This window comes from Telluria sp. ZT3P26 (assembly GCF_059686035.1).
The window spans coordinates 812,861-835,743 of the sequence record NZ_JCASII010000001.1 but is presented as its reverse complement, the minus strand read 5'-3'; the positions used below and the strand labels follow the sequence as shown (position 1 = coordinate 835,743).

Here is a 22,883-nt window from a genome sequence, read left to right as displayed (position 1 = left end):
TATAGGAAGCGGCTTGCCAATCCGGTATCGGTCGATCGACCGATGCAGGCCGAACTGGCTATACTATCGGCGCCATCCAGCACGCAGGTACGTCACTGCCCATCCCACATAAAGGCTTCATGGACACGCTCATCCAGGCATCGACGTCACCGCTCTCGCCTGCCAGCATCAGCCTGCACGGCCACGACACGGTGACGCTGGCACAGGCCATCGAACTGCTCGCGATCGTCGGTGACCTGAGCATGGGCCAGCCGATCGATGCGTCGAGCCGCGCCGCGCGGCTCGCAACACGCATCGCACTGGCCGCCGGCTGCGACGTCACCGCGGCTGCCCACGCACGCATGGTGGCGCAGTTGCGCTGGTCGGGCTGTACCGCGAATGCCGCCGGCTTTGCCACGCTGCTGGGCGACGACGTTGGTGGCCGCCATGCGATGCTGGGCCGCACGCTCACGGCGCAGCAGGCCGCGCGCCTGGACCCGCACGGGGGGCACATCATGCCGCTGGCCGAAATCCACTGTGAAGTCGCGGGCGACATCGCCGCCATGATGGGCTTGCCCGCCGCGGTCGAGCACGGCCTGCGCCACGTGTTCGAACAATACGATGGCGGCGGCCTGCCCTATGGCCTGGACAGCGGCGCGGTGCCGGCTGTCGTGTATCACGTGGCGCTGGCCGGCGACATCGAGATCCTGGCGCGCGTGCACGGGTTGACCGTGGCGCTGGCAATGATCGAACGCCTGGGCGATGCCAAGTATCCGGCGGCGCTGGTGGCGCAGGTATTACCGCAGGCGCAGGCCTGGATCGAGGAACTCGACGACGCCGAAGAGCCGGCGCCGCTGAACGACTTCCTGCCGCTGTCGGTGCCGTTGACGCTGGTGGCCGACATGATCGAACTGAAGCTGCCCTGGCTGGCCGGCTATTCGCGCCGCGTGGCGCTGCTGGTGCAGCGCGCGGCGCAGGGGGCCGGCCTGCCGGACGCCGGCCAGCGCAGCCTGGCGCGCGCGGCGCTGCTGCACGGGATCGGGCGCGTGGCCGTGTCGAACACGGTGTGGGAACGCAAAGGGAAACCGAGCAGCGCCGACTGGGAAGCGATCCGCCTCGTGCCCTACTGGACCGCACGCGCGGGCAGCCGGATCGACGGCATGGCGGCCGACGCGCAACTGGCCTCGCACGTGTATGAACGGCTCGATGGCAGCGGCTACTTTCGCAGTCTCGATGCCGCCGCGCTCGGCCTGCCGCAACGCCTGCTGGCCGCAGCGGCCGTCTACGTCGCGCTGCGCTCGCCGCGGCCATGGCGCGCCGCGCACGAACCGGCGGCGACGCTGACACTGCTCGAAGCCCAGGTGACGGGCGGGCGCCTCGACCGCGCCGCCGTGGATGCCGTGCTGGCCGCCGCCGCTGGCCGCGCCGCGCCGGCGGCCGGTACCGCAGCGACCACCACGCCGGCATCGGCGCGCCAGCTGTTGTCAGCGCGCGAGGTCGACGTCCTCCAGCGCATCAGCCTGGGCGAAACCAACAAGGAAGCCGCGCGCGCGATGCGGATCAGTCCAAGCACCGTGCGCACGCATGTCGAGAGCATCTTTCGCAAGCTCGGATGCTCGACCCGCGCCGCAGCGACCTTGCGCGCGCTGACGCTGGGCCTGATTTAAGACTGCGCGCGGCGCAGCCGCAACGCACCGGCCATGCCCAGGCCGGCCAGCAGCAGCGCCAGCGAACCCGGTTCCGGCACCTCGGTTGCATCGGCAAAGCTGAAGTCGTCCATCGCATACGAACCCTGCGCGCCGCTGGAGACGACAACAGCATCGATGGCGCCGTCCCAGCCTGCATCCAGGAACGCCGCTGTGCCGGACAGTTGCAGCGCCGCCGTACTGGCGACCAGCAGGCCCTGGAAGTACAGGTCGAAGCGCACGCTGCTGTCCTCGTAGCCCGAGAACCAGGCGCCCTCGAACACCGTGGGCGCCAGGAAGCGGATCGTGCTGGCCACCGGCCCGCCGTCGGTCCAGTCGGTGGTGACCCGGCCCGTGCCCGAACGGGCGGCAAACGGATCCTGCTCGCTCGTGAAGACATTCAGGCCGGCGCCCGACCAGTCGAGGCCACCGTAGTTGGCGGCGACGGCGGCGTAGCCGTCGGGACCCACGATGTTGTCGAAATCGAGCACGGTCGCCGAGGCGAAGGGTGCGCACAGCGCGAAGGCGACGGCCGCAGCCGCGTTACGAAGCATGGGATGCATGGAATTCCTGTTGGTGGTGTTGGAGGCGGACATGGTCAGACCAGGCCCAGCGCCGGATCGCTGACGGTATGCCGGCCGGTTTCGACGCGGCCCGCAAAGCGGCGCAGATAGTCGGGCTGGCCCGACACCGTGGCGCTCAGGTCGTACCAGTAACCATTGGCCGCCAGCGGAATGCGCACGAGCAGTTCGGTGCGCGGCGCCAGCGTGTGCAGCTGGCGCAGCTGGGCGTAGGCGTTCGCATTCAGGTTGAACGTGCACGGCGCCGCGCCGGCATTCATCAGGCGCAGTACCAGTTCGCCCGTGGCGGCATCGCAGCGCACGTGAACATCCGGGCGTGCCTGGCCCGCGGCAACGGCGCGCAGCGCGCTGCCGGTAAAGTGGCGGTGATAGCCGTTCGGGCCCAGCACCCACAGGTCGTACGCGCCGCCCACTGCGGGCGTCCAGCTGTCGGCCAGCGATTTGCCTGCCTCGACGGTGTAACGGCGCGGTACGGCCGCCAGGTTCTTGCGGTCGTACACGTGGAAAACCGCGCCCTGGCGCCCGGTGTTGATGAAGTTCAGCGTCACCTGCACGGCGGCCATCGTGGCGCCCGGCTGCACCTGGCAGGTGGTGGCCAGTTCGTACGGCAGCGCGCGCGATGGCCGCGTGCCCGGCGCCTGCAGCGGCATCTGCGGCGATGCCGGCGGTGCGATCTGCGCCAGGCGTTGCTGCGCGGCGCGCAGGGCGTCGGCCTGGGCCTTGCTCCCGCGGCCCTGCAGCACCGGCAACGCCTCGTCGTTCGGCGTTGCAAAATTGAAGGCGCTGGTCAGGTCGCCGCAGACGGCGCGGCGATACGCGCTGATGTTGGGTTCGATGACGCCGAACCGCGCCTCGAGAAAGCGCAGCACCGACGTGTGGTCGAAGACCTGCGAATTGACCCAGCCGCCACGGCTCCACGGCGAAATCACATACATCGGCACGCGCGGGCCGGGCCCGTAGACGCGCCCGTCCGCCGCCGGTTGGCGGGTGCTGCCGACAGGCCGCGGGTGCGTGTAGTATTCCGGCCCCAGCGCGCCAGCAGACAAGGTGGTCTTGCCGGCGTAGCCGCCCTTGCCGTCCGGCGACGGCGCCGAGGGCGACGGCACGTGGTCGAAGTAGCCATCGTTCTCGTCGAAGTTGACGATCAGGACCGTCTTGCTCCAGACCTCGGGATTGGCCGTCAGCGCGTCCAGCACCTCTTGCAGGAACCAGGCGCCCTGCACCGGGCTCGACGGGCCAGGGTGTTCGCAATAGATCGATGGTGCGTTGATCCACGACACCTGCGGCAGCTTGCCGTCACGGATATCGCGCTTGAACGCGTCCAGGTATTGCTCGGGCTGGGTACCGGGCAAGGTGTTGGCGATGCCCTTGTAGAGGGGGTTCTTCGCGTTGTCGGTGGCCGCGTCATAGGCGTGGTACGGCAGCGCCTGGCCCGTGTTGGTGTACGGCTGACCAGGGGCACCGCCGCTGGACACCGGATAGCCCGACGCGATATTGGCGCGCCGGAACTGGCGGAACGCGCCGAGCATGTTGTCGCCCCATTCGTCGGGCATGTTCTGGTAGCTGATCCAGCTCACGCCGGCTGCCTCGAGACGCTCGGCATATGTGGTCCAGGTGTAGCCGGTGTTGACCCCGCCCGGCACGCCGTCGATCGCATCCCACTCGTTGGAGACGAAGGCCGTGCCGGTGGGTACCGCGCCATTGGTGCCGGTCAGGAAGAACGACCGGTTCGCATCGGTTCCGGTGTGCATCGCGCAGTGGTAGGCGTCGCAGACGGTGAACGCATTGGCCAGCGCAAACGCGAACGGGATCTCGCTTTCCTTGAAGTAGCCCATCGAAATGGGATTCTTGTAGCGCGGCCACTGGTCCATGCGGCCATTGTCCCAGGCCAGCTGGCTGTCGACCCAATCGTGCGGCGTGCCATTGACGCGCTGGGCATTGCCACGGCTGGCGTCCAGGTGGAACGGCATCACGACATTGCCGTTGGCCAGGCGCTGCTGCCAGACACTGCGCCCGTCCGGCAGCGGGATCGTGAAGCGGTCGCCGAAGCCGCGTACACCCTTGAGCGTGCCGAAATAATGGTCGAAGGCGCGGTTTTCCTGCATCAGGATCACGACGTGTTCGACGTCGCGAATGGTGCCCGTCGCGTTATTGGCCGGGATGGCAAGGGCGCGCTGGATGGCGGGCGGAAAAGCGGCAAGCGTGCCAGCGGCGATACCCGCGCGCGCACTATTGCGCAGGAAACTGCGTCGTGAGGTCATAGGATCTATCCAAAGACGTGAGTGTTTTAGCCAGGAAACTTATGTTGCAATATGTTGTCTTGCAGACATGATGTGAGACGGCACCAGCGTACGCCCCGATCGTGACGACGCCATGACACTGTGGATGGACTGACCGTGAAAGTGACATCAACGTGAAAACAACATTTCACGTTGTCATGCGATTATTTTTTTACAGAAATGTTGCACACGATTGGAATTGTATTTGCCTGATTGCAACCCGACACCTATAGTTTCGATCGTTACAGTTCGCTAGATTCCATTTCGCCAAGTCTATCCGCATGAAACTCAACCGCATCGGCATCATCCTCATCACCTGTGCGCTGGCGGCCATCACCCTCGTCGTCGCATTGCTCGTGGTCCGGCAGCAGGCCAGCCAGGCTGCGCAGGTGCGCAACAAGGGTGTCGGACTGGTCAAGGCGCTCAGTACGGTCCCGATGGCTCTCCTTGCCGACAGCAGCGGTCGCGGCGGTGTGCTCGCCGCCGTGCTTGCCTCGAACGACGACAGCGACTTCGCCTATGTCACGATCGGCGATGCGAACGGCCGCACGCTGGCCGAGATCGCTGGCAGCGGCAGCATCGCGCCTGCCACCCCGCTGCCTGCCGATGCGCGCACCGGCTTCGGCGAACGGACGCTGCCGGCAACGAACGGCGGCGCACCGTTGCGCGAATTCTATGGGCCGCTGGCAGACGCCGGCGGCGACGCCGCGTTCGTCCGCGTGGGCTTCCACCAGCCGGGCTTTACGGTTCTGGCGCAGGATGTGTCGTTCCTCGCGCTGCTGGCGCTGATGATGTTTCTGGTCGTTCCGGTCATGTACGTCGTCATCAAGCGCGAGATGGCGCCGCTGGCAGCGCTCAGCACCCAGCTGCGCGGCCAGCTGCGCCAGCTCGCCGCGCCCGGCAGGCCGGATCAGCCCGGCGCCGACGACATGCGCGAACTGATCACCAATATGCAGCACTACCTCGACCAGGCCGGCGCACGCATCCTCCAGCTCGAGGAAGGCTCGCTCAATACCACCGCCGACAACCGCCTGCTGCAATACGGCAGCAAGAAGCTCAATGCCGCGCTGCAGTCGCTGCCCGACGGCCTGTTGATGCTCGATCCGGCCGGCGACGTCACGTTCGCCTCCGGCAAGGTCGAGCCCCTGCTCGGCATCCCGATGGACCAGATCCTGGGGCAGCCGCTCGATGCCTGGTGCTGCGATCCGGCGCTGCGCACGCTGTTCGGCCGCTACAGCGGCGACCTGCGCGACAACGCCCGCTCGCACAAGATCGACTTCGCGCCGCTGAATGTCGAGGGCCGGCAACTGAGCGCCACCGCGCAACCGCTCAGCGGTGGGCACGGCACGATGTCGTTCGGCACGCTGGTCGTGCTGCGCGACGTGACCCGCGAATACCTGGCGCGCCAGGCGGGCAACGACTTCGTCGCGCACGTCTCGCACGAACTCAAGTCGCCGCTGAACGTCATCGGCATGTACGCCGAGATGCTGGCCGACAGCGACGACGAAAGCATGCGGGTCGAATCGCTGAACGTGATCCAGGACGAGATCGAGCGCATGAATGCGCTGGTCGGCAACCTGCTCAATGTGAGCAAGCTGGAAACCGGCAGCATGAGCCCCGAACGCAACCGCGTGCGCCTCGACGACATGCTGCGCGACGCGTATGAGCAGGCGCTGCCACGCGCCGAAGGCAAGCAGCTGCGCGTGCTCCTCGACCTGCCGCGCGAGCTCGAGGCCGTGGCGATCGACAAGGACCTGTTCCGCATTGCGCTGAACAACCTCCTGACCAATGCCATCAAATACAACCGCCCGGGTGGCAGCGTGACGCTGGCGGCCCGCAATGAGGACAATGAAATCGTGATCAGCGTACGCGACACCGGCATCGGCATCGCGCCGGAAGCCCAGGACCGCATCTTCGAAAAGTTCTACCGCGTCAGCGAAGCCGGTGCCGCCACCCAGCGCGGTGGCCATGGTCTGGGCCTGTACCTGGCCGCGCAGATCGTCGAACTGCACCACGGCCGCCTGGTCGTCGAAAGCGAGCCGGGCGTGGGCAGCACGTTCTCGGTCCACCTGAAGATCGTTTCCGCGCCCGCCGGCGCCGCCGTGCTATGAACCCGCGCCACATCCTGCTCGTCGACGACGAGCCCCATGTCCTGCGCGTGCTGCGCCTGTCGCTCGAACGCGAAGGCTATCTCGTCGTCACCGCCAGCGATGGCAACGCAGCGCTGGCCTGCATGGCGCAGCAGTTGCCCGATGTCTTGATCAGCGATATCCAGATGGACGGCATGGACGGGCGCACGCTGTGCCCGCTGGCCCGCGCCACCTATCCGGACCACCCGTTCCTGATCCTGGTCATGACCTCGATGACCGCGCTCGACGAGCGTGCCTGGGCGCGTGAACTGGCCAATACCGAATTCCTTGAAAAACCCCTGAGCCCGCGCCAGCTGGTGGCGCGGTTGTCCCGCCATTTTGCGGCCCTGGCGTGACGCCGCGCCAGCCACCAAAGCCTGCCCATGTCCCTTGATCTTCTGCCGACCCTCGACTACACCCGCCACGAGCGCTGGCTGCGCCGCAGTACCGGAAGCGATTACGCACTGGCCGTCTGCGACGCTGCTGGCGCGCCCTGCTGGAGCGCACCCGGCGACGCCACGCTCGCGCCCTGGATCACGGCGCTCAATGCCGATGGCTTCGCCTGGACTTCCGAGGGCGAGGGCATGCAGCGCCACAATGCCGGCGACGCGACGCTGCTGTACACGCCGATCATCGCCAAGCGCGGCCTGATCGGTTACCTGGCGGTCCGTGCCGACACGGCTGCCACGACCGCCACCGACGTGCCGTTCGCGTGGGACGCACTGGCCGAAGCGCTGGAAGACATCGCCAGCACGATTGCCGACGACTGCCGCACGCAGGGCGAGCTCGATGCGATGGCCGACGAACTGTCGGACCGCTACGAAGAGCTGCACCTCGTGTATGCGATCGACCGCCAGGTGCAGGACATGACCAGCGGCGAAGACCTGTTCGGCGAGCTGCTCGAAAGCTGGGCCGCCCACATGGACGCCGACGTCGCCGCCTTCATCAAGCCGGGCGAAAACCTGTGCGTGTCGGCCACCAACCTGTCGGCCCCGATCCACAACCTGGATCTGGTGCTGGTCGAGATGCGCGGCGATTTGTACCGCTTCTCGCATTCGTCGCGCCAGCCGATCGTCATGAACGAGGCCGACGACCCGCGCCGCGCCTACATCTTCACCGACATGCCGTTCAAGATCCTGTGCTGCCCGGTCTTCCAGGACAAGTCGGTGGTGGCGATCCTGGTGCTGCTCAACCATGCGCACAAGGAAGACTTCAGCAACAGCGACCGCAAGCTGGGCGAAGTGCTGGCCAATCACCTGTCGAGCCTGTCGCGCATGCACAGCATGCTGGCCGAAACGAGCAAGTTCAACCAGCAGATGGCGGCCGCGCTGATCGAGGCGGTCGAAGCGAAAGACCCGTACACGCGCGGCCATAGCGAGCGCGTGCACCACATCGCCATGGAAATCGGCCGCGCGCTGCGCCTGCCGGCGCGTGAGCTGGACAACCTGTTCTGGGGTTCGCTCCTGCACGACGTCGGCAAGATCGGCATCCCCGACGCCGTGCTGTGCAAGCCGGGTCGCCTGACGCGCGATGAATTCACCTTCATCATGGTCCATCCCGAGCGCAGCTACGAAATCCTGCGCCACATCGACCGTCTCAAGGGCGCGGTGCCGGGCGCGCGCCACCACCAGGAAAAGTACGACGGCACCGGCTATCCGCATGGCCTGGCCGGCAACGACATTCCGTACAATGCGCGCATCATCGCGGTGGCCGACACCTACGACTCGATCACCAGCTCGCGCGCCTACCGCGCCGGGCGCAGCCACGAAGTGGCGATGGCCGAGATCGCGCGCTGCGCCGGCACCCAGCTCGACCCGGGCGTGGTCGCAATGTTCGAGACGGTGTGCCGCGCCGAACCGGGCTGGATCGCCGAGTTCCGCATCGCACGCGATCCGGTCCCGGCCGCAGCACCTGCCCAGGTCGTCGCCACCGCATGAGCGAGAGCGCCGCCCCCGAGCGGATCACCCGCAGCCGCATCGGCGCCATGACGTACCTGGCGCCGCTGACGGCGCTGGTGGCCGACGAGGCCGTCCAGACGCTGCAGGCGGCGCTGAACGAATGCGTGGCGCAGCACCAGGTGTCGATCGTGGTCGACCTGGGCAAGGTCACGCTGCTGTCCGGGCGCGCGCTGAGCATGATGGCCGACATGGGCGAGCGCCTCGGCGAGCTGGGCGGCTGGCTCAAGCTGGCCTACCCGAATGCCCTGCTGCAGGACATCCTGGCGGCCACGGGCCTGCTGGAACAACTGCCGCTGTTCGATGCGCGCCCCACCGCACCGCGCCGCGTGCGCGAACCGGGCAGCAAGCTGGGAGACATCCTCGTCGAGCGCGGCGCAGCCAGCGCCGAGCAGGTCGCCGAGGCGGCGCGCCTGCAGGACCAGACCGGCAAGCGCATGGGCCTGATCATGGTTGAGCGCAAGTGGATCACCGAAGCGGCGCTGTACCAGGCACTGGCCGACCAACTGGGCCTGCCGTATGTGCAGCTGCGCACCGGCCTGTACGACCCGGGCGCGCTGGCGCTGCTCGAACGCGATGTCACGCGGCGCCTGAACGTGCTGCCGCTGTTCCAGGTGCAGGGCACGCTGACGGTGGCGAGCGCCGAACCGCAGGCCATCCACAGCATCGACGAACTGCGTGCCCGTACCGGCGTGCGCATCCGCATCGTGGTTGCGCCGCCGGCCGATATCCGGCGCCTGGCCGACGAAGCCTATGGCGGCGCCCTGCCCGATTTCGTCCAGACTGAAGCGAGCGACCTGGAGCTGATCGAGTCGACGATTCCCGACGACTACACGCAGATCGACGAAATGGCCGGCGCCAGCCCCGTCATCAATATGGTCAACGCCGTGATCCAGCGCGCGATCCGCGATGGCGCCAGCGACATCCACATCGAGATTTCACGCAACCGTGCCCGCATCCGGTTGCGCATCGACGGCGTGCTGTACGAAGTCATGTCGCCGCGTGTCGACCAGCACCCGGCGATCGTCTCGCGCCTGAAGGTCATGGCCAACCTCGACATCGCCGAGCGCCGCCTGCCGCAGGACGGCCGCATCCAGGTAGCGACCCAGGGCCGCACCGTCGACCTGCGTTTTTCTTCACTGCCCGGCATCTACGGCGAAAAGGTCGTGCTGCGCGTGCTCGACAAGAACCAGTCGATCCTCGATGTCGACAAGCTCGGCATGAATGCGCATGCGGTCGGCGCGTTCAAGCGCCTGCTGGGTCGCAGCCACGGCCTGATCCTCGTCACCGGCCCCACCGGCAGCGGCAAGACCACCAGCCTGTACGCGGCGATCAGCCACCTGAAAAGCATCGAAAAGAACATCGTCACGATCGAGGACCCGGTTGAATACCAGCTCGACATCATCAACCAGAACCAGGTCAATGACGCCATCGGCCTGAGCTTTCCGAAGATCCTGAAACACGTGCTGCGCCAGGACCCGGACATCATCATGATCGGCGAAGTGCGCGACCGCCAGACCGCCGAGATCGCGGTGCAGGCGGCGCTGACCGGCCACCTGGTGCTGACCACGCTGCACACCAATGACACGCTGGGAGCGGTGTCGCGCCTGGTCGAGATGGGCGTGGAGCCGTACCTGCTCTCGTCGGCGCTGATTGGCGTGATGGCCCAGCGTCTCGTGCGGCGCGTGTGCCAGGGTTGCCGCACCAGCTACCTGGCCACGCCCGAAGCGGCCGCCGCCTACCGCTGGCGCGGCCAGGGCGACCTGCGCCTGATGCGCGGACGCGGTTGCCCGGCCTGTTATGACTCCGGCTACAAGGGCCGCATGGGCATCTACGAGCTGCTCGAAGTGGGCCCCGACCTGCAGCGCATGATCGTGGCCAATGCCAGCAAGGACCAGCTGGCCGCGCACGTGGCCTCCACCGGCCACCACGACCTGTACGCCGACGGCATGGCGCGCGCTTTTGACGGCCACACGACGCCCGAAGAAATCGCGCGCGTCGTGCATTCGCTGTAACCGCCATGCCGATCGAACTCGACGCTGCCGTTGCAGGACCGGGCCCGGCCGGCAGGACCGCCCCGTCAGCCGCCTCGTGGTGGACGCTGGGCGCACGCCCGCCGGGCATGCGTGAACGGGCACTATTTACCGAGCGCCTGGCGCTGCTGCTCGAAACCGGCGTGCCGCTGCACACGGCGCTGCAGTCGCTGCATGACCAGACCGAACCGGGCCAGCTGCGCACGATGATCGGAACCATCGGCGACGACATCCTGGCCGGTGAACGCTTTTCGTCGGCGCTCGGGCGCCATGCGCTGTTCCCGGGCAGTTACGTCAACCTGATCGCGGCCAGCGAGGCCGGCGGCTTCATGGCCGAGGTGCTGGTGCAACTGGTCGAGCTGGACGAAAAAGAGGAGCGCCTGCGTGCCATGCTGGTCTCGGCCCTGTCGTATCCGGCGATCCTGCTGACGTTCTCGTTTGGTGTGGTGGTGTTTATCCTGACGTTCGTGTTCCCCAAGTTTGCCGTCATGTTCGCGTCGATCCATGACCAGTTGCCGATCACCACGCGCGTGCTGCTGGTGGTGAGCCAGGTGCTCACCGGCCATGCCGCGATTGTTGCGGCGCTCACGGCTGGCGCCATCGGCGCGTGCTGGGTGCTGATGCGCCAGCCCGGGGTGCGCGTCGCGATCGACCGCGCCAAGCTGCGCCTGCCGGTCGTGCGCGACGTGTTCGCCAAGATCTATCTGACGCGCCTGCTGCGCGTGATGGGCATTTCGCTTGAACACGGCGTGACGATCCTGGCCACGCTCGAGGCCTGCCGCGCGGTGGTGACCAATGCCGACTTCCAGCGCTTCATCCTCGACCTCGAACGTGATGTCACCGAAGGCAAAGGGATTGCTGCCGGCTTCGAGCACAGCAATTTCGTGCCGCTGTCGGTGCGCCAGATGATCGCCACCGGCGAGGCGACCGGCACGCTGGGCCGCGTCATGACCCGCGTGGCCGACTCGTACGACCGCGAATTGACGCGCCTGCTGGCGCGCCTGACGAAGATGGCAGAGCCGGTGATGCTGCTGGTGATGGGGGTCCTGGTCGGCACGATTGTCAGTTCGCTCATCCTGCCGATATTTAAATTGTCACGCGCCGTCCACTGAAGCGTTACTCAAAAACCACACTTTGTCACACGATTGACGAGTTAGTGCCGAACGGAAACACGCCCATGTTACGCTTCGGCATTACCTTTTTTAACCATGCAACGTCTTGTAAAGACGCTTGTTCAACTAATTAAATTTTCTATGTCGAGCTCATTCAAGCGCACTGCCGCCGCCGGTTTTACCCTGATCGAACTGCTGATTGTCGTGATTATTCTTGCAATTATTTCTGCGATTGCGATTCCTCAGTTTTCGGCGGCGACGTCGGATGCGCAACAGTCGGCGCTCGATGCCAATCTTGCTACCGTGCGCAATTCGCTGGAACAGTACCGTGCTCAGCACACTGGCAATGTCTATCCCGGTGCTGCTGCATCGAGCGGCGCCACTTGCCCTACCGGGGCGACGGCTGGCACCGGCGATGCAGGCAGCCTCAAGGCCATGCAGGACCAGATGCAGTTCCCGTCAAACGCAGCGGGACAGACATGCTCGGTTGCAAATGCCACGTTCCGCTACGGCCCTTATCTGCGCCAGGGCATCCCGCCTGAGCCGATCAACAACGATGCGACGGTTGTCATAACGAACGTGGGAGCGATCACGCCAGCCGCCGCCGGCAAAGGCTGGGCGTATGATGCCAAGTCTGGTCAATTCATCATGAACAGCAACGTCGTTGACCCTAACGGCAAAGCCTACTCAGCCCATTAAGCGATCGTGATTGTTTCGGACAGCATGCACGCACGTCGCTGCGCGGCGTACACGCTGACCGAACTCCTGATCGTGGTCGCGATCCTCGCCATCGCCGCCGCCGTTGCCATCCCGACGGCGCAACCGGTCGCGGAATTTCGCGCCGATGCGGCCGCCGGCGAAGTGGTCAACGCGCTGCGCTACGCCCGCGATAACGCGCAGTACAGTGGCGCGCAGCGGCTGTTCGACTGCGATGCCGCCGCCAACAGCATCGCGGTATTCGCGCTCGAGACCGACAAGACCACCACCAGGGCGGCGCGCGAACCGGTCGAGCATCCGTTCAACCGCGCCCCCTATCTGCTCAACCTGAACGCTGCCCCCGCCGGAAACACCATGGCCCTCGTGCGCTGCACCTTTACCTTCGATGACAACTCGACCGCTGCCGCCGTCGCCTTCGATGAAGCCGGCAAGCTGCTGCGTGGCGTGGGCAGCGGTCCGGCGCGCGATCGTGCGCTGCGTGCGGGCCAGGTCGTGCTGGGCGCCGGCAATGTCGAGCGCACGATCATCATCGACACCACCGGTCGCATCACGGTTTCCTGACCCGCTTGCCGACCATGCACGCTCTCCCATCGCGCACCAGGGCCGCCGGCATGACGCTGCTCGAAGCAGTGTTCGCCCTGCTGCTGCTGTCGGTCTGCCTGATTCCGGCCGCCAATGCGCTGCGCGGCGCCATCAACGTGCCTGCCGACAGTGCGCTGGCCGCGCGCGAACTCGACTGCGTCAGCACGCTGATGGACACCGTGCTGGCCGAACCCTACGCTGACCTGCTCAGCGCCGCCGGCACGTCCGATGCGTCGTCGGTCTATTCGACACCCGGTGGCGCGCGCGCACCGGCAATACCGGCCCATTGCCCGGCACTGACCGTCACCATCACCCGCTACGGCGTCGACAGCACGCGCAGGATCGGCCTGGGCGGCACCGGCGAGCATCTGCTGCGCGTGACCACGGCGCTGGCCGCCCCTGCCGGTCGATGGCCCCTGACCACGCTGGTGGCGCGATGACGATGCCCCGCCCTGCACACGGCTACACGCTGCTCGAACTGATGATCGGCCTGGCCATCGCGGCACTCGTGATGCTGCCGCTGAGCGAGATGCTGCGCGCCGGCGCCGACAGCGCGCGTTTCGTGCGCGCCGGCCTGGACCAGAACGCGGATGCCCGCTTCGCCATGGGCCGCATCGTCACGCAAGCCACGGGCGCATCACGACCAAAGGACGCGAATCTCGGCAACCCGGCCGCCTGGCTCACGCCGCTGCAGTACACACTCACCAACGGCGCCCTGGTCGAAACCGCTCCGGACGGCAAAACAGTGCGCAGTGCGGTGCTCGCCACCGGTGTGCGCGCATTCGACCTGCGCGTGCCGGACGTTGGCGCCGGACGTCACGTCCTGCGCATCGACCTCGTGCTCGACCGCCCGGATTGCGACGCCAGCGGCGGCCAGGACTGCAGCGTCGCGTATGCGCGCACCGTCCGCCTCGGAGCCGCGCCGTGATGCCGCGGCGCCAGGACGGCGCGTTGCTGCTGATGGTCGCGCTGCTGCTGGCCACGCTGGCGGCGCTGACATTCGGCATCAACCGCGCGGGCAGCGTCGAACTGCGCTCGATCAACGACGACTACGAGGGCCGCGCCGCCGCCTACCTGGCCGACGCCGGCGTTGCCGCTGCCAGGTGGTCGGGCCAGGTTGGTGCCTGCGTGACCCGGCCCGTCGGCCCGATTGCCCTGGGCGCCGGCACGGTGACCGTGGACATCAAGAAAGAAGACATCATCGACATCACCGCCACGGCCACCGTGAACGGGGCCACGCGTACGGTGACGCGCAACAAGATGCAACTGTACGATTTAAGGCAGACCGAACGCATCGACATCTCGGACGACACGACCGACACCACGATCGTGACCCCCAGCGCGGCGCCGCTGGAGAAGGACCAGACGCTGCGCCTGGTGTCCGGGAAATCGCACATCCTGATGAAATGGGATCTGGACGAGATCGACGACGACGTGCTGGTCGTGTCGGCCACGCTGAACCTGGTGCCGACCACCATCAGCGGTGTGGTGCGCCAGGTCGCAGCACATCGCGTGACGACGGAATGGGACAAGGGCGCCACCTGGATCAAGGCGCGTCCGGCGTCGAACTGGAACGGCGGCGACTATACGGACGCCGTGCTGGCCACGGCCGGCGTCGGCAGCCTTGCTGTCAACTGGGACCTGACCGGTCTGTTCGATGGCTGGGCCAGCAAGCGCTTGCCCGCCAATGGCGTGCTGCTGCGCCTGGTCAACGCCGACCAGTCGGTCAACTTTTACAGCCGCGAAGCACCCTTCGCCTTCCAGCGTCCAATGCTGCAGATCGTGCGCGCCAAGGAATGCTGATGATCGACGTGAACCCATCATGACACTGCGCCAACTCGTGACGACCATCCAGCGCCGTCTGCGGCCATCCGTAGCGCGGCCGATCGGCGCCGACTTCGCCGCCAACCGGCTCAACCTGGTGCAGGCCGACTGGCGCGATGGCGGCTGGCGCTTGCGCGCCGCCAGTTCGCTGCCCTATCCGATGCCGCGCGACGTGCTGCTGGCCTCGCCGAAGGCGCTGCTGCAGTTCGTCGATGCCGCGCTGGCGCAGGCGCCGTTCCAGGGCCGCCGCGTGATTTCGGCGCTGCCCCCGGCCGACGTACGCATCCTGCCGCTCACCGTGCATGTCGCCGCCGGCCAGACCGAGGCGCAGGCCGTGGGCCGCGCGGTGAGCGAGCAACTGGGCGAGCGCGCTGGCCAGCACGTCATCGATTATTACCAGGTGCGCGGCGCCGACATGGATGGCGGCGAGCGGCAGGTGCTGGTCGCCGCCGCGCTCAAGCACCGGGTACTCGATTACCTGACGATGCTGGAACACGCGCGCCTTGAACCGGTCGCGCTCGACATCGGCCCGGCCGCCATCGGGCGCCTGCTCGCCACGCTGCACGGCAGCGATGTCGGCCAGTCGGTCGCGCTGCTCAATTTCGGCGCTGCCAAAAGTTACCTGACCGTGATCTGGGGCCGACGCCTGATGCTGGATCGCGAGATCGCGTTTGGCGAAGACATGCTGGCGGGGGCCGTCGCCGGCGCGCTCGACCTGCAAGCCGATACGGCCGCGAGCCTCCTGCGCCAGCATGGCATCGGGGCGCGCCCGGGCATGGCGATCGACGACCCGCACATCGAGCTGCGACGCGCGATCCGCGCCATCCTGCACCCGGCCTGCCAGGCACTGGCCGACGAACTGGCCCACACGCAGGTGTACGTGGCCTCGCGCACGCGCGGCAGCTCGATCAGCCGCCTGTACCTCAATGGCAGCCTGGCGCGCTACCCCGATATCCAGTCACGGATCGGCGAGCTGATCGACGTGCCGGTGCACCTGCTCGATCCGTTCGGTGCGTTCCCCGATTCAGCCCGCGATACAGGATGTACTACGGCAGGCGAACAGGCGACGACGTCGCTCGCGCTGGCCACCGGCCTGGCGCTGCGCGGAGGCGCCGATGGCTGATATCGACATGATCCCGCGCAGCTACCGCGACGGCGTGCGCGTGCGCCGCACCCTGCGCCGCGCCGGCCTGGCGCTGGCGGCAATCGTCGTGGCTGCGGCGGCAGGCAGCGCCGCGCTGCGCTGGCAGAGCGCCGCGCTGGAGCGCCGCACGGCCACGCTGCAGCAGGCCGCCAGCGCAGCCACCGCCAGCCAGGCGCAGGCAGCGACCGAACACGCGGCGCGCGAGCGCGTGTTGCAACAGCAGGGCCTGCTGCGCGCACTGCGGCGCGAAGGCGAACTGGCCATGCTGGCCAACGCCATCGACACCGCGCTGCCCGAGACGGCCTGGCTGACCGCCGTCACCCTGCAACGCGACCTGCAACTGGCGCCGGCCAACGCCCCGGCACCGGCGCCGGCACCGGCGCCTGCCCCGGTGCCAGACGGCCGCGCGACAACGATCGCCACCGGCAACGCCGACGGCAGCACGCTGGTCATGGTCAGCAGCGTCGAACTGGCCGGCCAGGCTGCGGATTACAACGGCATCACCGATTTCCTGTCGAACCTGGGGCGCACGCCGGGCATGCACGGCGTCGAGCTGCTCTCGAGCAGCGCCAGTCCGACCACGCCGGCAATCGATTTTCGCGCCGTGGTCACGCTGGTCCCGCCGCCGGAGGCGCCATGAGCCCGAAACTGCGCGACCTGCTCGTCGCCCTGCCCGCGCGCCAGCTCAATCTGATCGTGGGCGGCGCAGTCGTCATCGTGCTGATGCTGGCATGGACGCTGGCCCTGCGCGCGCCCCTGGCCGCCTACCGGCAGCACAAGAGCGCGCTGGCCGCGATGGAAGCGTCAGGCGCAACCGCGCCTGTCGCCCTGTCGCCGTCGGCGCCCGCCCCTGCCATCACGCCAGCGGCCGCGCCGCCGGAGCCGGTGGCCCTCATTGCAGCGGTCAGCCGCAGCGCCACGCAATCCGGCGTGGCCGTGCTGTCGGCGGCACAGGGCGCGCAGCGCACCGTGGGGGGCGTGCGCCTGCTCACGGTCGAGATCGTGGCCAGCGGCGGGTACACCGCCATGCTGGACTGGCTCGCCGCGATCGAACGGCAACAGCCGACTGTCGGCTTGCAACGCCTGACCGTGGAAGCCTCCCCCGATACCGACGACCGCGCAATCACCCTGCAGCTTGTCATCTACGACACTGGAACACCACCATGAAACACCTCTTGATGCCGACGCTGGCGCTGGTCCTGGCCGGCATGGCAGCCAGCGTGCTGGCCAACCCTCCCCGCAACCTGCGCGATCCGTTCGTCAGCCGGCTGCCGGCCAGCGCGCCGCTGGCCGGCACCGCTATTGCCCCCGTGCCGGCCACGCCGCCACGCCTGCGCGCCGTGGTGCTCAATGGCGCGCACTCGCTGGCCAATCTCGACGGCAATGTCGTGGCCACCGGCGAGCGCGTCGCCGGCTACACGGTGCTGCGCATCGATGCGCGCGGCGTGCTGCTGGCGCATGCCGGCAACCAGCACCTGCTGACCATGCAGGACAAGGACACCCAATGACGCCGCGCTATCTGCTGGTCGCCCTGTGCGCAGCCTGGGCGTCGCTCGCACTGCCCGCGGCCGCAGCCGCGAACACTGCCGCGCCGGCCGTGGCGGTCAAGAGCACGGCCGCCGCACCGGTACCGCTGGCCCCGGTGACGATGTCGTATACGTTCCGCGACACGCCCATCGAGGAATTGTTCAACATGATTGCGCGCAGCGCGCGCATCAATATCGTGCTCGGCAAGGGGGTTGGCGGCAACGTTTCGATCAACCTGTACGACATGACGGTGCGCGAGGCGATCGAGGCGATCGCCGAAGCGGGCGGTTATGCGGTGACGGAACGCGCAGGCGGCTTCCTGATCTCGGACCCGAAGACGGGGCTCCCGGAGCGCAGCGCCATCCTGCAGGTCAAGGCCATGAAGGTGCGCTACGCCGACGTGACCAAGGTGGGCGCCATCCTGGCGCGCCAGATCGGCGTGCCCGGCACGGTAACCGTGCTAGACCAGACCAAGACGCTCGTCGTCGAAGCGACCGCGGCGGGCCTGGAGCGTGCCGCACTGGTGCTGCGCGAAATCGACCGCGCGCCGCAACAGATCCTGATCGAAGCGAAGATCCTGGAAATCACGCTCGACCAGAACGAGAATTTCGGCGTCGACTGGTCACGCGTGTTCAGCGGGGACGGCCCCGACACGGTGGGCACGACCGGCTTTGCCACGCGCGCCGGCCCGCGCTTTTTCCTGAACCTGGTCAATGGGAATATCGAGGCGTACCTGAGCGCGCTGAGCAACAAGGGCCGCGTTCACACACTGGCAACGCCGCGCCTGCTTGCCCTCGAAGACCAGGAAGCGAGCACGAATGTCGGCGACCAGCTGGGCTACCGCCTGACGACGACGATCAACAACGTCACCTCCGAGTCGATCGAGTTCCTGGACACCGGCGTGATCCTGCGCGTGACGCCGTCGGTCGATGCCGACGGCCGCATCATGATGAAGATCCGGCCTGAAGTGAGCTCGGGCTCGGTATCGGCCGGTATTCCCTCGAAGAAGACCACCGAAGTGAACACGCAGCTGGTGGCCAGCGACGGGCAACCGGTGCTGATCGGCGGCCTGATCAAGCGCAGCCGCACCTACCGGCGCCTGGGCATCCCGCTGTTGTCGGATATTCCGGTGATTGGCGGCGCCTTTGGCAGCACCGACGACGGTGGCGCAGCCACCGAGACGATTGTCGTGATTACGCCGCGCATCGTGCCGGCGAGCGGCCCGGCCATCGATGGCGTCACCGAACGCACGCTGCAACAGGCCGAGCAGACCATGCGCACGCGTGGCGACGTGCTCGACCGCAAGCTCGATACGCTCGACCGCTAGGGCCAACTACACCTGCATGTTCATGATGTCCTGATACGCGGACATCATCTTGTTGCGAACCTGCACAGTCGCCTGGAACGCGATGCTGGACTTCTGCATCGCCACCATCGTGTCCGACAGGCTGACTGTGTCGTCGCCCATCGTGAACCGCTTGCTCAGGGCTTGCGCCTCGGCCGAACGGTCGCTCACGCCCTGCAGCGTACTGTGCAGGGCTTCTGCAAAATCGAGCTTGACCGTCGGTTTGCCGCCGATCGCGCTCGCGCCACCCAGGCCACTGGCTGCCTCGGGCGCCGCCGACGCCTTGGTCGCTGCCGCCTTGAGCTGCTCCATCATGGCCTGGATCCGGCTTGTATCAATCCCGCCGATGCCGCCAATACTCATCTTGCCCTCCGCTGTTATCGCCTTGCAGACGCATCCACAAATGCACTCAGGAAAGCAGAATAGCAGCGCAGCAGCAAATCCGACGGGCGAATCAGGCCCGTAAACGCCCGCTATTTCGGGGTTTGAATGTTGCCTGGTGGCTCCATAATGCTGACTATTCCACCCATTTTGACCAGGCCCCTCCACCATGGCAGCAACTGCTGAAAACCTTATCGACACGCCACCAGGCACGCCGGCCCCCGCTACCCCGTCGTTTTTCCAGACGACGATGGGCAAGCGGGTCGCTGCGGGCGGTGGCGTCGCGCTCATCCTGGCACTGATGATTGCGGTCTGGATGTGGAGCCAGGCGCCGGAATACCGGGTCCTGTTCGCCAATTACAGCGACCGTGACGGCGGCGCGATTACCGCGTCGCTCGACCAGATGGGTGTGCAGTACAAGTTTTCGGAAGGCGGCAACGCGATCCTCGTGCCGGCCGAGCACATCCACGACCTGCGCCTGAAGCTCGCGGCCCAGGGCTTGCCGAAAGGCGGCAATGTCGGCTTCGAGCTGATGGAGAATCAAAAGCTGGGCGTCTCGCAGTTCCTGGAACAGGTCAATTACCAGCGCTCGCTCGAAGGCGAGCTGGCGCGTTCGATCCAGTCGCTGGGCTCGGTCGCCGCGGCGCGCGTCCACCTGGCGCTGCCGAAACCGTCCGTCTTCGTGCGCGACCAGCAAAAGCCGACCGCGTCCGTGCTGCTGAACCTGCAGCCGGGCCGCGCGCTCGATCCGGGCCAGGTCAGCGCCATCGTCCATCTGGTCGCGTCGAGCGTGCCGGAACTCACCACCGGCAACGTCACCGTCGTCGACCAGAACGGCGCGCTGTTGTCGGATACCAGCAACAAGGGCGCGGGCGGCAAGTCGCTCGATCCGACCCAGCTCAAGTACGTCGACCAGGTCCAGCAGAACATCATCAAGCAGGTCGAGTCGATCATCAAGCCGCTCGTCGGCGAAGGCAATGTGCGCGCCGAAGCGACCGCTGAAGTGGACTTCGCCCAGGTCGATACCGCCGCCGAAATGTACAAGCCGAATTCGCCGCCGGAACCGCAGGCGATCCGCAGCACGCAAAGTTCGGAAGTCGTCGGCGCGGGCACTGCTGCCTCCGGCGTGCCGGGCGCGCTGTCGAACCAGCCGCCGGGCGTGAACACGGCGCCGATCCAGGGTGCGCCGCCGGCCGAAGCCGCCCAGCCGACTGCCCCGACCAGCAAGAACTCGACCACGAATTATGAAGTCGACAAGACCATCCGCTACGAGCAGCGTCCGATGGGCGGCATCAAGCGCCTGACGGTCGGCGTGGTCGTGAATCACCGCCGCATCGTCGACCCGGCCACCGGCAAGGTCACCGTGCGTCCGCTGGCGGCAGCCGAAGTGGCCCAGATCAATGAGCTGGTCAAGCAGGCGATGGGCTACAACCAGGCACGCGGCGATACGCTGAACGTGACCAACGCGCCATTCGACGGCGTGGACAAACCGGCCGAGGCAGTGGTAGAACCGACCTGGTGGAGCGATCCGGCGAACTTCCCGCTGTTCAAGGACCTGGCCCGCTATGCGTTTGTCGCTGCCGTGATCGCGTTCCTGTACTTCCGCTTCCTGCGTCCGCTGCTGCGCCCGGCCATCAAGAAGTTCGACGAAGCCACCGCCGTGCCGGAAGAGCCGAAGGACGAAGAAAAGGACGAGGACGCCGAAGAAGAAGTCGCCGACACGCCGGCCGAAGAAGCGATCAAGGAAGAAGAAAAGATACGCCAGGACATGGGCTACCGCGCCAACCTGAAAATGGCGCAGGAGCTGGCAAACAAGGATCCGCGCATCGTCGCCAACGTAATCAAGGGATGGTTGGGTTCAAATGAGTGATAAAGACAAAGACAATACCAACAAGGCCGCCATCCTGATGCTGGCCCTGGGCGAAGCCGAAGCGGCCGAGGTGATGAAGTTCCTCGGTCCGCGCGAGGTGCTCAAGCTGGGCGCCGCGATGGCGCAGATGAAGGCGGTGCAACATGACCAGGTGGTGACGGTGCTCGAAGACTTCGTCACCGAGACCAATCTGCACTCGACCGTGGGCCTGGATTCGGACGAATACATCCGCCAGGTGCTGACCAAGGCGCTGGGCGACGACAAGGCGGCCGTGCTGCTCAACCGTATTCTCGGCGGCAAGGACGCGTCGGGCATCGAGAGCCTGAAGTGGATGGACTCGGTGTCGGTTGCCGAACTCATCCGCAACGAACACCCGCAGATCATCGCCACGATCCTGGTCCACCTCGAGCGCGACCAGGCCTGTGAAATTCTGGCAAACTTTACCGAACGGTTGCGCAACGACGTGGTGCTGCGCATTGCGACACTCGACGGCGTGCAGCCGGCGGCGCTGCGCGAACTGAACGACGTGCTGACCAAGCTGTTGTCGGGCAACGAGCACATCAAGAAGTCGTCGCTGGGTGGCGTGCGCACGGCGGCCGAGATCTTGAACTTCATGAGCGGCGAGCAGGAATCGGCCGTGATGGACAACATCAAGAACTACGACAACGACATGGCGCAAAAGATCATGGACGAGATGTTCGTGTTCGACAATATTATCGATATCGACGATCGTGGTATCCAGTTGCTGCTGCGTGAAGTACAGTCCGACATGCTGATCATCGCGCTCAAGGGCGCGTCGCAGGATCTGCGCGAGAAAGTGTTCAAGAATATGTCGCAGCGTGCCAGCGAAATGATGCGCGAAGACCTGGAGTCGAAAGGTCCGGTACGCTTGTCTGAAGTGGAATCCCAGCAGAAGCAGATTCTGCAGATCGTGCGGCGGCTGTCCGATGAAGGCCAGATCGTCCTGGGTGGTAAAGGAGAGGATTCGTTCGTCTGATGGCAATACCAAAAGAACAGCAGAGCGCCTACCAGCGCTGGGAGATGGCCTCGTTTGGCGACGAGCGCCCCAGCACGCTTGCACGGCGCGCCGCTGAAGCATCACCACCGGCGGGCGTGTCCATCAACGGCCTCGACCTGCCGCCGAACGTCATGCTGCCCAGCGTCGAAGAACTCGAAGCGATGCGCGAAGCGGCGCGCCAGGAAGGTTTCCAGCAGGGCCTGGACGAAGGCCGCGCGCAGGGGCATACCGAAGGCCACGCCGCAGGGCACGCCGAAGGCTATGCTGCTGGCAGCGCCGAGGGCGAAGAAGCCGCCAGGCAAGAGCTCGATCAATTGCGGACGGTCGCCGCCAGCTTCGGCGACGCCGTGGCGCAGGCGGACGAGACGATCGCGAAAGACGTGCTCGATCTGGCCCTGCGCCTGGCGCGCGGCATGGTGCGCACCGGCCTGGACGTGCGCCCCGAACTGATCATGTCGGTGGTGCGCGACGCCATCAACCAGTTGCCGATCCTGCAGCAGCCTGCCCTACTGACGCTCAATCCGCTCGATGCCGAACTCGTGCGCCACGGCATGGCCGAAGAACTGGCCACCGGCGGCTGGCGCATCATCGAGAACGCAGCGATCGCGCGCGGCGGTTGCCGCGTCGAGACCGCCAGCAACCAGATCGATGCCCAGGTAGAAGCCCGCTGGCAACGCCTGACCCATGCGCTGGCCGCCAACGTCGACTGGCTGAGCCCCTGA

At 66.7% G+C, this 22,883-nt stretch carries 22 protein-coding genes; 19 read left to right on the top strand and 3 right to left on the bottom strand.

Annotated features, from left to right (window positions below; genetic code table 11):
* Positions 1–119 precede the first annotated feature (119 nt).
* Positions 120–1,646 carry an HD domain-containing phosphohydrolase gene (locus AC56LN_RS03675; protein ID WP_499569994.1) on the top strand — a complete coding sequence of 509 codons (1,527 nt, stop codon included), beginning with the start codon at positions 120–122 and terminating at the stop codon, positions 1,644–1,646.
* Here AC56LN_RS03675 and AC56LN_RS03670 read toward each other — a convergent pair.
* Complete coding sequence (locus tag AC56LN_RS03670; RefSeq protein ID WP_499569993.1) at positions 1,643–2,227, bottom strand: PEP-CTERM sorting domain-containing protein; 585 nt, start codon at positions 2,225–2,227, stop codon at positions 1,643–1,645. The two genes, AC56LN_RS03675 and AC56LN_RS03670, sit on opposite strands and share 4 nt — an antisense overlap.
* Before the next feature lie 35 nt (positions 2,228–2,262).
* The gene (locus tag AC56LN_RS03665) at positions 2,263–4,506 is read right to left on the bottom strand and encodes a phosphocholine-specific phospholipase C (protein ID WP_499569992.1); all 2,244 of its coding nucleotides are present in this window, start codon (positions 4,504–4,506) and stop codon (positions 2,263–2,265) included.
* Positions 4,507–4,805: 299 nt separating this feature from the next.
* Here AC56LN_RS03665 and AC56LN_RS03660 point away from each other — a divergent pair, with 299 nt between their 5' ends.
* The 15 genes from AC56LN_RS03660 (at position 4,806) to AC56LN_RS03590 (ending at position 18,874) form a co-directional block, all read left to right on the top strand.
* Positions 4,806–6,635 (top strand): ATP-binding protein, encoded by a 1,830-nt coding sequence (locus AC56LN_RS03660; protein ID WP_499569991.1) that lies wholly within the window; start codon positions 4,806–4,808, stop codon positions 6,633–6,635.
* Positions 6,632–7,009, top strand: coding sequence for a response regulator (locus tag AC56LN_RS03655; RefSeq protein WP_482899787.1), 378 nt, complete (start codon positions 6,632–6,634; stop codon positions 7,007–7,009). Before AC56LN_RS03660 ends, AC56LN_RS03655 begins: the two co-directional genes overlap by 4 nt.
* Before the next feature lie 27 nt (positions 7,010–7,036).
* On the top strand, positions 7,037–8,590 hold the full coding sequence (locus tag AC56LN_RS03650; RefSeq protein WP_499569989.1) for an HD domain-containing phosphohydrolase: 1,554 nt from the start codon (positions 7,037–7,039) through the stop codon (positions 8,588–8,590).
* On the top strand, positions 8,587–10,623 hold the full coding sequence (locus tag AC56LN_RS03645; RefSeq protein WP_499569988.1) for an ATPase, T2SS/T4P/T4SS family: 2,037 nt from the start codon (positions 8,587–8,589) through the stop codon (positions 10,621–10,623). Before AC56LN_RS03650 ends, AC56LN_RS03645 begins: the two co-directional genes overlap by 4 nt.
* A gap of 5 nt (positions 10,624–10,628) precedes the next feature.
* A complete protein-coding gene (locus tag AC56LN_RS03640; RefSeq protein ID WP_499569987.1) occupies positions 10,629–11,753 on the top strand; it encodes a type II secretion system F family protein in 1,125 nt (374 codons plus the stop codon).
* 96 nt (positions 11,754–11,849) lie between these two features.
* Positions 11,850–12,452, top strand: a complete 603-nt coding sequence (locus AC56LN_RS03635) for a prepilin-type N-terminal cleavage/methylation domain-containing protein (protein WP_499569986.1) — start codon at positions 11,850–11,852, stop codon at positions 12,450–12,452.
* A gap of 24 nt (positions 12,453–12,476) precedes the next feature.
* Entirely contained in the window at positions 12,477–13,031 is a 555-nt protein-coding gene (locus tag AC56LN_RS03630) for a prepilin-type N-terminal cleavage/methylation domain-containing protein (protein ID WP_499569985.1), read from the top strand.
* 14 nt (positions 13,032–13,045) lie between these two features.
* Complete coding sequence (locus AC56LN_RS03625) at positions 13,046–13,492, top strand: type IV pilus modification PilV family protein (RefSeq protein ID WP_499569984.1); 447 nt, start codon at positions 13,046–13,048, stop codon at positions 13,490–13,492.
* A complete protein-coding gene (locus tag AC56LN_RS03620) occupies positions 13,489–13,980 on the top strand; it encodes a PilW family protein (protein ID WP_499569983.1) in 492 nt (163 codons plus the stop codon). The genes AC56LN_RS03625 and AC56LN_RS03620 overlap by 4 nt, the downstream gene beginning before the upstream one ends.
* Positions 13,980–14,855: a DNRLRE domain-containing protein gene (locus AC56LN_RS03615; RefSeq protein WP_499570775.1), complete on the top strand. Its 876-nt coding sequence runs from the start codon at positions 13,980–13,982 to the stop codon at positions 14,853–14,855. Before AC56LN_RS03620 ends, AC56LN_RS03615 begins: the two co-directional genes overlap by 1 nt.
* Before the next feature lie 19 nt (positions 14,856–14,874).
* Entirely contained in the window at positions 14,875–15,999 is a 1,125-nt protein-coding gene (gene pilM, locus AC56LN_RS03610; RefSeq protein ID WP_499569982.1) for a pilus assembly protein PilM, read from the top strand.
* Positions 15,992–16,660, top strand: coding sequence for a PilN domain-containing protein (locus tag AC56LN_RS03605; RefSeq protein ID WP_499569981.1), 669 nt, complete (start codon positions 15,992–15,994; stop codon positions 16,658–16,660). The genes pilM and AC56LN_RS03605 overlap by 8 nt, the downstream gene beginning before the upstream one ends.
* Entirely contained in the window at positions 16,657–17,187 is a 531-nt protein-coding gene (locus tag AC56LN_RS03600; protein ID WP_499569980.1) for a GspMb/PilO family protein, read from the top strand. Before AC56LN_RS03605 ends, AC56LN_RS03600 begins: the two co-directional genes overlap by 4 nt.
* On the top strand, positions 17,184–17,528 hold the full coding sequence (locus AC56LN_RS03595) for a hypothetical protein (RefSeq protein ID WP_499569979.1): 345 nt from the start codon (positions 17,184–17,186) through the stop codon (positions 17,526–17,528). Before AC56LN_RS03600 ends, AC56LN_RS03595 begins: the two co-directional genes overlap by 4 nt.
* Positions 17,525–18,874: a type II secretion system protein GspD gene (locus AC56LN_RS03590; protein ID WP_499569978.1), complete on the top strand. Its 1,350-nt coding sequence runs from the start codon at positions 17,525–17,527 to the stop codon at positions 18,872–18,874. Before AC56LN_RS03595 ends, AC56LN_RS03590 begins: the two co-directional genes overlap by 4 nt.
* Positions 18,875–18,880: 6 nt before the next feature.
* On the opposite strand, the gene fliE is transcribed toward AC56LN_RS03590, so the two are convergent.
* Entirely contained in the window at positions 18,881–19,255 is a 375-nt protein-coding gene (gene fliE / locus AC56LN_RS03585) for a flagellar hook-basal body complex protein FliE (protein WP_499569977.1), read from the bottom strand.
* A 187-nt stretch (positions 19,256–19,442) separates the two neighbouring features.
* On the opposite strand from fliE, the gene fliF reads away from it, so the two are divergent.
* The 3 genes from fliF to fliH are packed head-to-tail and all read left to right on the top strand — an operon-like array spanning position 19,443 to position 22,883.
* Entirely contained in the window at positions 19,443–21,143 is a 1,701-nt protein-coding gene (gene fliF / locus AC56LN_RS03580; RefSeq protein WP_499569976.1) for a flagellar basal-body MS-ring/collar protein FliF, read from the top strand.
* Entirely contained in the window at positions 21,136–22,140 is a 1,005-nt protein-coding gene (gene fliG, locus AC56LN_RS03575; protein ID WP_482899802.1) for a flagellar motor switch protein FliG, read from the top strand. The genes fliF and fliG overlap by 8 nt, the downstream gene beginning before the upstream one ends.
* Complete coding sequence (fliH, locus tag AC56LN_RS03570) at positions 22,140–22,883, top strand: flagellar assembly protein FliH (protein ID WP_499569974.1); 744 nt, start codon at positions 22,140–22,142, stop codon at positions 22,881–22,883. The genes fliG and fliH overlap by 1 nt, the downstream gene beginning before the upstream one ends.